The organism is Pseudomonas sp. RW407 (genome assembly GCF_003176655.1).
Classification (GTDB): Bacteria; Pseudomonadota; Gammaproteobacteria; order Pseudomonadales; family Pseudomonadaceae; genus Pseudomonas; species Pseudomonas delhiensis.
The window spans coordinates 980,238-990,240 of the sequence record NZ_QGSL01000088.1; the positions used below are offsets into that span (position 1 = coordinate 980,238).

General features: G+C 69.4%; 9 protein-coding genes. 3 read left to right on the forward strand and 6 right to left on the reverse strand.

All coding sequences use genetic code 11. From position 1 onward, the window contains the following. Positions 1-148: 148 nt before the first annotated feature. The 6 genes from paaK to paaF all read right to left on the reverse strand — a co-directional run bounded on the left by paaK (position 149) and on the right by paaF (position 6,381). Entirely contained in the window at positions 149-1,465 is a 1,317-nt protein-coding gene (paaK, locus tag DK254_RS11010) for a phenylacetate--CoA ligase PaaK (protein WP_109933804.1), read from the reverse strand. A gap of 128 nt (positions 1,466-1,593) precedes the next feature. Further along, complete coding sequence (gene pcaF / locus DK254_RS11015) at positions 1,594-2,820, reverse strand: 3-oxoadipyl-CoA thiolase (protein WP_109933805.1); 1,227 nt, start codon at positions 2,818-2,820, stop codon at positions 1,594-1,596. Continuing rightward, entirely contained in the window at positions 2,813-3,262 is a 450-nt protein-coding gene (gene paaI, locus DK254_RS11020) for a hydroxyphenylacetyl-CoA thioesterase PaaI (protein WP_109933806.1), read from the reverse strand. Before paaI ends, pcaF begins: the two co-directional genes overlap by 8 nt. Continuing rightward, complete coding sequence (paaH, locus tag DK254_RS11025) at positions 3,255-4,772, reverse strand: 3-hydroxyacyl-CoA dehydrogenase PaaH (protein WP_109933807.1); 1,518 nt, start codon at positions 4,770-4,772, stop codon at positions 3,255-3,257. Before paaH ends, paaI begins: the two co-directional genes overlap by 8 nt. 1 nt (position 4,773) lies before the next feature. Beyond that, on the reverse strand, positions 4,774-5,565 hold the full coding sequence (gene paaG, locus DK254_RS11030; RefSeq protein ID WP_109933808.1) for a 2-(1,2-epoxy-1,2-dihydrophenyl)acetyl-CoA isomerase PaaG: 792 nt from the start codon (positions 5,563-5,565) through the stop codon (positions 4,774-4,776). A gap of 42 nt (positions 5,566-5,607) precedes the next feature. Continuing rightward, on the reverse strand, positions 5,608-6,381 hold the full coding sequence (gene paaF, locus DK254_RS11035; RefSeq protein WP_089394728.1) for a 2,3-dehydroadipyl-CoA hydratase PaaF: 774 nt from the start codon (positions 6,379-6,381) through the stop codon (positions 5,608-5,610). 512 nt (positions 6,382-6,893) lie between these two features. Between paaF and paaY the strand changes: the two genes are divergently transcribed. The 3 genes from paaY to feaR all read left to right on the forward strand — a co-directional run bounded on the left by paaY (position 6,894) and on the right by feaR (position 9,550). Then, the gene (gene paaY / locus DK254_RS11040; RefSeq protein ID WP_109933809.1) at positions 6,894-7,490 is read left to right on the forward strand and encodes a phenylacetic acid degradation protein PaaY; all 597 of its coding nucleotides are present in this window, start codon (positions 6,894-6,896) and stop codon (positions 7,488-7,490) included. An 80-nt stretch (positions 7,491-7,570) separates the two neighbouring features. Then, positions 7,571-8,494: a phenylacetic acid degradation operon negative regulatory protein PaaX gene (paaX, locus tag DK254_RS11045; protein ID WP_089394726.1), complete on the forward strand. Its 924-nt coding sequence runs from the start codon at positions 7,571-7,573 to the stop codon at positions 8,492-8,494. 138 nt (positions 8,495-8,632) lie between these two features. After that, positions 8,633-9,550, forward strand: a complete 918-nt coding sequence (gene feaR / locus DK254_RS11050) for a transcriptional regulator FeaR (protein ID WP_109933810.1) — start codon at positions 8,633-8,635, stop codon at positions 9,548-9,550. The last annotated feature ends 453 nt before the right edge of the window (positions 9,551-10,003 follow it).

Below are 10,003 nucleotides of genomic sequence, written 5' to 3' on the forward strand. Positions count from 1 at the left end.
TTTTCGTGGGAGCGAGGGGGGACGCCTAGTTCTTGCTCGCGAACCTGGGCCGCTTAAGAGCGTTCGCGAGCAAGCTCGCTCCTACAGGGTGTGGCGTCGTGTGCAAACGAAAAACCCCGCCGCAGCGGGGTTTTCCTGGGGCGGGCGATCAGCCCTGGTTGCGCTTGTCGAACACGTGGCAGGCCTTGCCTTCGGAGCGCTTGAGGCTGTGGAAGGGCTGGATCAGGATGCGCGCGCTGATGCCGATGTGCGTCTTGACCTGCTTGCTCAGCTCGTTGGCCACCTGCTTCTGCTGTTCGGCGTCGAGCTGCAGGTCGTGCTTGAGCTCCACGTGCACGTCCATGCTGTCCATGTTGCCATTGCGATACAGGTGTATCTCGTAGACTTCTGCAAGCTGTTTTACTTTGAGTACCTGCTCCTCGATCTGCGTGGGGAACACGTTCACCCCGCGGATGATCAGCATGTCGTCGCTGCGCCCGGTGATCTTGTCGATGCGCCGCATCGGCCGCGCGGTGCCCGGCAGCAGGCGGGTCAGGTCGCGGGTGCGGTAGCGGATCATCGGCAGCGCTTCCTTGGATAGCGAGGTGAACACCAGCTCGCCGTATTCGCCGTCGGGCAGCACTTGCCCGGTGGCCGGGTCGATGATCTCCGGGTAGAAGTGGTCTTCCCAGACGGTCGGGCCGTCCTTGGTCTCGGCGCATTCCATGGCCACGCCCGGGCCCATGATCTCGGACAGCCCGTAGATGTCCAGGGCGGTGATGCCCAGGCGCTCTTCCACGGCGCGGCGCAGCTCGGCGGTCCAGGGCTCGGCGCCGAAGATGCCCAGGCGCAGCCGCAGGCTGTGCGGGTCGATGCCCTGGCGCTCGATCTCGTCGGCCAGGTTGAGCATGTAGGACGGGGTGACCATGATGATGTCCGGCTGGAAGTCGCGGATCAGCTGGACCTGCTTCTCGGTCTGGCCGCCGGACATCGGGATCACGGTGCAGCCCAGGCGCTCGGCGCCGTAGTGGGCGCCCAGGCCGCCGGTGAACAGGCCGTAGCCGTAGGACACGTGGACCTTGTCGCCCTTGCGCCCGCCGGCGGCGCGGATCGAGCGCGCCACCACGTTGGCCCAGGTGTCGATGTCGTTCTGCGTGTAGCCGACCACCGTGGGCTTGCCGGTGGTGCCGCTGGAGGCGTGCAGGCGCACGATCTCGCTCTGGGGCACGGCGAACATGCCGTAGGGGTAGTTGTCGCGAAGGTCGTTCTTGCCGGTGAAGGGGAACTTCGCCAGGTCGTCGAGGGTTTTCAGGTCGTCGGGGTGCACGCCGGCCTCGTCGAAGCGCTTGCGGTACAGCGGGACGTTCTCGTAGGCGTGCTTCAGGCTCCAGCGCAGGCGCTGCAGCTGGTGCTGGCGCAGTTCATCGACGCTGGCGGTCTCCAGCGGGTCGAGCAGGGCACGTTCGGCATCATGGTACATATTCATGGTTTCACTCGATTTGTTCTTGTACGCCAGCCCGCGTGCGGGCTGCGAGTGTCATGGGGGCAGCATACCGCCCCCGCCGGTTCCGGTCTTTGTGGCCTTGGCCAGAATCTTTGTTCTGCCTGCCCGGCTCAGCCGCCGAGCCGTTCGATGACCATGGCGATGCCCTGGCCGACGCCGATGCACATGGTGCACAGGGCGTAGCGGCCGCCGCGTTCCTCCAGCTCGTGCAGGGCGGTGGTGACCAGGCGCGCGCCGCTCATGCCCAGCGGGTGGCCCAGGGCGATGGCGCCGCCGTTGGGGTTGACCCGCGCGTCGTCGTCGGCCAGGCCCAGCTCGCGCAGCACGGCCAGGCCCTGGGCGGCGAAGGCCTCGTTGAGTTCGATCACGTCCATGTCGTTCAGCGACAGGCCGGTCAGCTCCAGCACCTTGCGCGTCGCCGGCACCGGGCCGATGCCCATGATCCGCGGCTCGACGCCGGCCACCGCCATGCCGACCACCCGGCCGCGGGCCTTCAGGCCGTGGCGCTGGGCGGCGGCGGGGCTGGCCAGGAGCAGGGCGCAGGCGCCGTCGTTGACCCCCGAGGCGTTGCCGGCGGTGACGCTGCCGCCTTCGCGGAAGGGAGTGCCGAGCCTGGCCAGCTGCTCCAGGGTGGTGTCGCCGCGCGGGTGCTCGTCGTGCTCGACCACCCTGGCCGGGCCTTTGCGCTGCGGGATCTCCACCGGGACGATCTCCTTCGCCAGGCGGCCGCGGGCCTGGGCGGCGGCGGCCTTGTGCTGGCTGCGCAGGGCGAAGGCGTCCTGGTCGGCCCGGGAGATGTTGAATTGCTCGGCGACGTTCTCCGCGGTTTCCGGCATGGAGTCGATGCCGAACTGCGCCTTCATCAGCTTGTTGACGAAGCGCCAGCCAATGGTGGTGTCGAAGATTTCCGCGGTCCGGCCGAAGGCCTGCTCGGCCTTGCCCATCACGAAGGGCGCGCGGGACATGGACTCGACGCCGCCGGCGAGCATCAGCCCGGCCTCGCCGCAGCGCAGGGCGCGGGCGGCGTTGCCGATGGCGTCCAGGCCCGAGCCGCACAGGCGGTTGATCGTCGTGCCGGGCACGCTGGTCGGCAGGCCGGCCAGCAGCGAGGCCATGTGCGCGACGTTGCGGTTGTCTTCGCCGGCCTGGTTGGCGCAGCCGAGGATGACGTCGTCGATGGCGCTCCAGTCCAGTTCCGGGTGGCGCTGCACCAGGGCCCGCAGCGGGATGGCGGCGAGGTCGTCGGCGCGCACCGCGGAAAGGGCGCCGGCGTAGCGGCCGATGGGCGTGCGCAGCGCGTCGATGATCAGGGCGTCGCTGGGAATGGCGTTAGTCATTCGGGGTCTCCTGCGCCAGCACGGTGCCGCGCACTTTGTAGGATTTGCCGTGGAACAGGGCGACCAGCGCTCCATGCTGGTTCACCACCCGTACGTCGTAGTTGCCGGTGCGGCCGCTGCGGCTCTGCTCGCTGGCGGTGGCGGTGAGCTGGTCGCCCAGGCGCGCCGGGGCCACGTAGTCGATGCTGCAGCCGATGGCCACGGTGGCCTCGTCGTAGCTGTTGCAGGCGAAGGCGAAGGCCGAGTCGGCCAGGGCGAAGAGGAAGCCGCCGTGGCAGGTGCCGTGGCCCTGGATCATGTCCTCGCGCACCGGCATGCGCAGCTGCGCGCTGCCGGGGCCGGCGTCGAGCAGGACGATGCCCAGGCGCTGGGTGGCCTGGTCGCGGCTGAACATGGCGTCGGCGCAGGCGCGGGCCAGTTGTTCGGGGGTGCGTTCAGTCATGCAGGCGGCCCCCTTCGGCGTGCTTGCGGCGCAGCAGCAGGGAGGGGCGGTAGCGCTCCTCGCCGTAGCTGCGCTGCAGGTTGTCCAGGGTGCGCAGCAGGTAGCCGATGCCGATGGCCTCGGCCCAAGCCAGCGGGCCGCGCGGGTAGTTGACGCCGGCGCGCATGGCCAGGTCGATGTCGGCCGCCGAGCCCACGCCCTGCAGCACTGCGTCCGCCGCTTCGTTGGCGAGCATGGCCACGGTGCGCAGCACGGCCAGGCCCGGCAGGTCGGCCAGGGCGGTGACCTTGAGGCCGGCGCGGCGCAGCAGGGCCACGGCCTGGTCGCGGGCTTCGCCGGTGGTATCGGCGGACCAACCAATGGCGATGCGCGAGGCCTTGGCGTAGTCCAGGGCCAGGTCGAACAGCACCAGGTTGCGCAGGCCGTCCTCCCGGGCGCGCTGGCTGGCCAGGCGGCCGTCGGAAAGGGCCAGCACGGCGTCGCCGACGCGCAGCAGGCCGCTGCCGGCGCGCTCGATCACGTTCACCCCGGCGTCCTTCAGGCGCTGCACCAGCGGCTGGGCCACGCCCAGGTCGCCTTCGACGACACAGCTGCCGACTTCGGCAGCGCTGTCCAGTTCCGCCGCCTGCGGGCGCTCGGCGCCTTCGGCGTAGTCGTAGAAGCCGCGGCCGCTCTTGCGGCCCAGGCGGCCGGCGTCCACCAGTTCCTTCTGGATCAGCGAGGGTTGGAAGCGGAAGTCGCCATAGTAGGCGGCGAACACCGAGGAGGTCACCGCGTAGTTGACGTCGTGGCCGATCAGGTCGGTCAGTTCGAAGGCACCCATGCGGAAGCCGCCGGCGTCGCGCAGCAGGGCGTCGAGGCTGGCGCAGTCGGCGGCGCCTTCCTGCAGCAGGCGCAGGCTTTCGGCGTAGAAGGGGCGGGCCACGCGGTTGACGATGAAGCCCGGGGTGGAGCGGGCGTACACCGGCTGCTTGCCCCAGTTCCGCGCGGTGGCGTGCAGGGCCTTGGCCAGTTCCGGGCAGGTGGCCAGGCCCGAGACGATCTCCACCAGGGCCATCAGTGGCGCCGGGTTGAAGAAGTGCATGCCGATCACCCGCCCGGGGTGCTTGAGGCCGGCGGCCAGGCTGGTGATGGACAGCGAGGAGGTGTTGCTGGCCAGGATGCAGTCGGCCGCGCACAGCGCTTCCAGCTGGCCCAGCAGGCTGCGCTTGACCTCAAGGTTCTCGACGATGGCCTCGATCACCAGGCGCGAATCGGCCAGGGCCTCGATGGCTTCCACCGGCTGCAGGCGCGCGATGGTGGTGGCGCGCTGCCCGGCGTCGAGCTTGCCTTTCTCCACCAGGCGGCCGAGCTGGCGGTCGATGCCGTCGATGGCCTGGGCGGCGGCGCCGGGGCGGTTGTCGTAGAGCTTCACCGGGTGGCCGGCCTGGGCCGCCACCTGGGCGATGCCGGCGCCCATGGCGCCGGCGCCGATCACCGCGACCTGCGCGTTGCTATCCAGTGCTTGCATGTCAGCGGCCCTTGAAGCTGGGGGTGCGTTTTTCCATGAAGGCGCCGACGCCTTCGCGGTAGTCCTCGCTGCGCCCGGCCAGGCGCTGCAGGTCGCGCTCCAGCTCCAGCTGCTCGTCGAAGCTGTTGTTCAGGCTGGCGTTGAGGCTGCGCTTGATCAGGGCCAGGCCGTAGGTCGGCTGGGTGGCCAGGTGGCGGGCCAGCTTGAGGGCTTCCTCGCGCAGGGCGGCGTCGTCCACCACGCGGTAGATCAGGCCCCATTGCTCGGCCTGTTCCGCGGACAGGCGCTCGCCCAGCAGGGCCAGGGCCTTGGCGCGGGCCAGGCCGACCAGGCGCGGCAGCGTCCAGGTGCCGCCGGAGTCGGGGATCAGGCCGATCTTGCAGAAGGCCTGGATGAAGCTGGCCGAGCGCGCCGCCAGGACCAGGTCGCAGGCCAGCGGGATGTTGGCCCCGGCGCCGGCGGCCACGCCGTTGACCGCGCAGATCACCGGCAGCGGCAGGTCGCGCAGGGCGCGGATCAGCGGGTTGTAGAACTTCTCGATGGACTCGCCCAGGTCGGGCATCTCGGCGCCCGGGGCGACGTTGCGGTCGGACAGGTCCTGGCCGGCGCAGAAGCCGCGGCCTTCGCCGGTCAGCAGCAGCACGCGGGCTTCCTCGCTCTGGCGCACCAACTTGAGCGCCTCGCGCACCTCGCCGTGCATCGTGGCGTTGAAGCTGTTCAGCTGCCCCGGGCGGTTCAGGCTGAGGAGGGCGACGCCGTCCTCGATGGAAAACAGGATGTGCTCGAAGGTCATGGGCGGGCTCGCTCCATCAATCGGTCTATATAAAGAAGGGGCTCAGCGGCCGAGGAAGCGGGCCGGGCGTTTTTCCTGGAAGGCGCGGATGCCTTCCTCGCGGTCGGCGGTGCCGGCCAGCAGGGTGAAGGCGTGGCGCTCGAAGCGCAGGCCGCTGGCCAGGTCCGTGTCCTGGGCCTTGAGCAGCGCTTCCTTGGCCATGCGCACCGCCAGCGGCGCCTTGCGCGCGATGACGCGGGCGACCTGCAGGGCGCGCTCGACGGTGAGTTCGGGCTGGGTGACTTCGCTGACCAGGCCGGCGCGCAGGGCGTGGCGGGCGTCTATGGCCTCGCCGGTGAGGACCATCTGCATGGCCAGGGACTTGCCCACCGCGCGCAGCAGGCGCTGGGTACCGCCGGCGCCGGGGATGATGCCGAGGTTGATTTCTGGCTGGCCGAAGCGGGCGTCTTCGCCGGCGATGAGGATGTCGGCGTGCATCGCCAGTTCGCAGCCGCCGCCCAGGGCGAAGCCGTTGACCGCGGCGACCAGCGGCTTGGCGAAGGCGGTGATGCGCTGCCAGTGGGCCACGCGCGGGTCATCGAGGATGCCGACCAGGTCGCGCTCGGCCATTTCCTTGATGTCGGCGCCGGCGGCGAAGGCCTTGCGGCTGCCGGTGAGGACCACCGCGCGGGTCTCGGCGTCGCGCTCGGCGGCGTCCAGTTCCGCCGCCAGTTCGCCCAGCAGTTCGGTGTTCAGGGCGTTGAGCGCCTCGGGGCGCTGCAGGGTGATCAGGCGGACGCCGTCCTCCGGCGCCTGCACGGCGAGGGTACGAGGCATGTAAAGCTCCTCAGGCTGCACGCACGGCCGGGGGCCGGCTTATTGGAATTGTTCTGCGGTTCGCCGCGCCCGGGGCGTGGAGGGAACCTGGCTTGCCCCCAGTATATGCCTAAAGTGATACAAGACAACAAGTCTAAAATTGATTTGTGTGTCTTATGATTTGCTGCCCATGCCAGGCGCGGAGCTTGTCAGGCGGCCTTGGGGCCCGTGGAAACAATGGTCCGGGGCCGTACCTCCCTGCAGGGTGGCGGGGTGCCGATCGTCGTTGCGGGAAGTGATACAGCATTGAGTGCATTGACGATCGGATTTGTTGTGATACAAGATTTTCCAGACAACGAATCACGACGGGTCCTTTCCCGTCCCGCCTTGCCGGCGCCCCTGGCGCCGCCGTGCACAAGGAGTCGCCTCGATGCCGTCCGCCCCCTGCGCCTGCGCGCTGGAATCCCTCGCCGAAGCCGGATGCCCTCCCGGGGTGCAGCGCCCCCTTCGCCTGCCCGAAGAGGAGGCCTGAGATGCCCTGCTACAGCCTCGAAGGCCTGACCCCGGTGGTCGACCCGACCGCCTACGTGCATCCCACGGCGGTGCTGATCGGCGACGTCATCGTCGGCCCCGGCTGCTACGTCGGGCCGCTGGCGGCGCTGCGCGGCGACTTCGGGCGGATCATCCTGGAGGAGGGCGCCAACCTGCAGGACACCTGCGTCATGCACGGCTTCCCGGACAGCGACACCGTGGTCGAGCGCAACGGCCATATCGGCCATGGCGCCGTGCTGCACGGCTGCCGCATCGGCGCCGACGCGCTGGTGGGCATGAACGCCGTGGTGATGGACAAGGCGCACATCGGCGAGCGCTGCATCGTCGCCGCCACCGCCTTCGTCAAGGCCGGATTCGAGTGCCCGGCGCAGAGCCTGGTGATGGGCTCGCCGGCCACGGTCAGGCGCGAGCTGAGCGAGCAGGAGGTCGCCTGGAAGCAGCGCGGCACCGCCGAGTACCAGCAACTGAGCAGGCGCTGCCTGGCCAGCCTGGTGGAATGCCAGCCGCTGGCGGCGGTGGAGGCGGGGCGCCCGCGCCTGGGCGATTCCGGGTTCCGCCCGAAGGGGCAGGGCGCATGAGCCTCGTAGGGGTTCGCTCCAATGGCCAGGCGGCCCGGCGGGCAGGTATAGTCGGCGCTTTATCCGCGCCCGACCGAGCCATGAGCAGTCTCGCCCCGTTGAACCAACTGATCACCCGCTTCCAGGAACAGACGCCGATCCGCGCCAGTTCGCTGATCATCACCCTCTACGGCGACGCCATCGAACCCCATGGCGGCACCGTCTGGCTGGGCAGCCTGATCGGCCTGCTGGAGCCCATGGGGATCAACGAGCGGCTGATCCGCACCTCGATCTTCCGCCTGACCAAGGAAGGCTGGCTGACCGCCGAGAAGGTCGGCCGGCGCAGCTACTACAGCCTCACCGGCACCGGCCGGCGGCGTTTCGAGAAGGCCTTCAAGCGCGTCTACAGCCCCGGCTTGCCGGCCTGGGACGGCGCCTGGACGCTGGTGCTGCTGTCGCAACTGGCGGCGGACAAGCGCAAGCAGGTGCGCGAGGAGCTGGAATGGCAGGGCTTCGGCGCCATTGCCCCGAGCGTGCTGGCCTGCCCGCGCTGCGACCGCGCCGACCTCACCGCGACCCTGCTGGACCTGGACGCGCTGGACGACAGCATCGTCTTCGAGACCCACGCCCAGGAGGTGCTGGCCTCCAAGGCCATGCGCCTGCAGGTGCGCGAGAGCTGGAAGATCGACGAGCTGGGCCGCCACTACAGCGAATTCATCCGCCTGTTCCGCCCGTTGTGGCAGGCGCTGCGCGAGCAGGGCGAGCCGGATGCCCAGGACTGTTTCCTGGCGCGCACCCTGTTGATCCACGAATATCGCAAATTGCTACTGCGCGACCCGCAGCTGCCGGACGAACTGCTCCCCGGCGACTGGGAAGGGCGCGCGGCGCGGCAGCTGTGCCGCAACCTCTACCGCCTGGTGTACGCCAGGGCCGAGGTGTGGCTGAACAGCGCCCTGGAGACCGCCGACGGTCCCTTGCCGGATGCCGGCGAGAGCTTCTACCGGCGCTTCGGGGGGCTGGCCTGAGCCGGGTTGGCTCGAAACATGCTTCACAAGCGCCGAACCGAGGCGGCGCTGCGGGACCGCCGGCCCAGGGCCGGACCATGACGGGCGCCGGCCTGAGCGTCCGCTGATAACAACAATGCGTGCATGAGGCTTTAGGTCATGAACCCTTCATCGATTTCCAGGGATGAGGCTTTCGAGGCATGGCTGGGCCAGGTCAACCGGGCCTGCGGGCGTTTCGACGCGCGCACCCTGGGGCCGGCCTTCCATGGGAAGCTGAGGGAGTACCAGGGCGGTGCCATCAAGCTCAGCGTCGTCGACATGGCCCAGGTGCGCCTGTACCGGACCAGCAAGGAGATCAGCTCCAGCGGCAACGGCCACTTCTTCGCGGTATTCCAGCTCGAAGGGCGCGCGCACATGGAGCAGAACGGCAACCGCGTCCAGCTGGGGCGCGGCGACATCACCCTGATCGACGCCAACCGCCCCTGCGACATGAACTACGAGGCCGATTCGCGGCAGCTGTCGCTGATCCTCCCGCGCCAGGTGCTGGAGCGCGGCCTGCGCTTCTCCGGCATCGACTGCGCGCGGCGCATCCCGGCCACCTCGCCGGTGGCGGTGCTGGCCAACACGCTGATCCTCGAAACCACCCGCCAGGACGGCCTGGGCATGCAGGAGAGCGAGGCCACCCTCGACGCCCTGGTCAGCCTGCTGCGCCCGGCCCTGGCCTGCGCGGAGGCCGACGGCGACAGCCACGAAAGGCTGTTCCGCAAGTCAGTGGCCTTCATCGACGAGCACATCGGCGCCGAGGAACTCTGCCCGGAACTGATCGCCCGCGAAGTGGGCGTGTCGGTGCGTGGCCTGTACCGCATGTTCGCCAAGAAGGGCCTGGTGGTGGCGCAGTACATCAAGAACCGCCGCCTGGACTTCTGCGCCGAGTCCCTGCGCAACGCGGCCGGCGAGCAGAAGCTCTCGGCGCTGGGGTACGCCTGGGGGTTCTCGGACTCCAGCTACTTCTCCACGGCGTTCAAGTCGCGCTTCGGGGTTTCGCCGGGGGAGTATCGGAAGCGGTATGTGCATTAGGGGCGGCTGCAAGCGGCAGGCTGCAGGCTGCAGGCAAGAGCGTGAAGAGCCCCTCTCCCCAACCCTCTCCCGCAAGCGGGAGAGGGGGCTTGTCCGTGCCGAGAGGGGCCTGGCTCCAGACGGCAATCCCTGTGCTAGCCGGCTAACTCCAAAACAGCCAAACACTCCGAACGGTCCCCTCTCCCTTCAGGGAGAGGGTTAGGGAGAGGGCGCTCTCAAACCCCATGCCGGTGCCCAACGGCGGCGGCGGATAACGCCGTAGGCGTTATGCGCCTTACGCCAAGCCCTCCCATGACGTAGGGCGAATAACCGTTCGCGGTTATCCGCCGTTGGCCGTGCCACCGAGGACGTCCGGCGTGGCCGGTGAACCCAATCGCGGGACCGTGCCGCCCCGGCACGATCCGCTCTTGCCGCTCTTGCCGCTCTTGCTTGCAGCTTGCAGCCGCCTTATTG

Excerpts from the sequence above, each read along its gene's own strand:
- paaG (WP_109933808.1), bottom strand. The coding sequence starts at position 5,565 with ATGACCTTCGAGCACATCCTGTTTTCCATCGAGGACGGCGTCGCCCTC.
- paaX (WP_089394726.1), top strand. The coding sequence starts at position 7,571 with ATGAGCAGTCTCGCCCCGTTGAACCAACTGATCACCCGCTTCCAGGAA.
- pcaF (WP_109933805.1), bottom strand. The coding sequence starts at position 2,820 with ATGACTAACGCCATTCCCAGCGACGCCCTGATCATCGACGCGCTGCGC.
- paaI (WP_109933806.1), bottom strand. The coding sequence starts at position 3,262 with ATGACTGAACGCACCCCCGAACAACTGGCCCGCGCCTGCGCCGACGCC.
- paaF (WP_089394728.1), bottom strand. The coding sequence starts at position 6,381 with ATGCCTCGTACCCTCGCCGTGCAGGCGCCGGAGGACGGCGTCCGCCTG.
- feaR (WP_109933810.1), top strand. The coding sequence starts at position 8,633 with ATGAACCCTTCATCGATTTCCAGGGATGAGGCTTTCGAGGCATGGCTG.
- paaY (WP_109933809.1), top strand. The coding sequence starts at position 6,894 with ATGCCCTGCTACAGCCTCGAAGGCCTGACCCCGGTGGTCGACCCGACC.
- paaH (WP_109933807.1), bottom strand. The coding sequence starts at position 4,772 with ATGCAAGCACTGGATAGCAACGCGCAGGTCGCGGTGATCGGCGCCGGC.
- paaK (WP_109933804.1), bottom strand. The coding sequence starts at position 1,465 with ATGAATATGTACCATGATGCCGAACGTGCCCTGCTCGACCCGCTGGAG.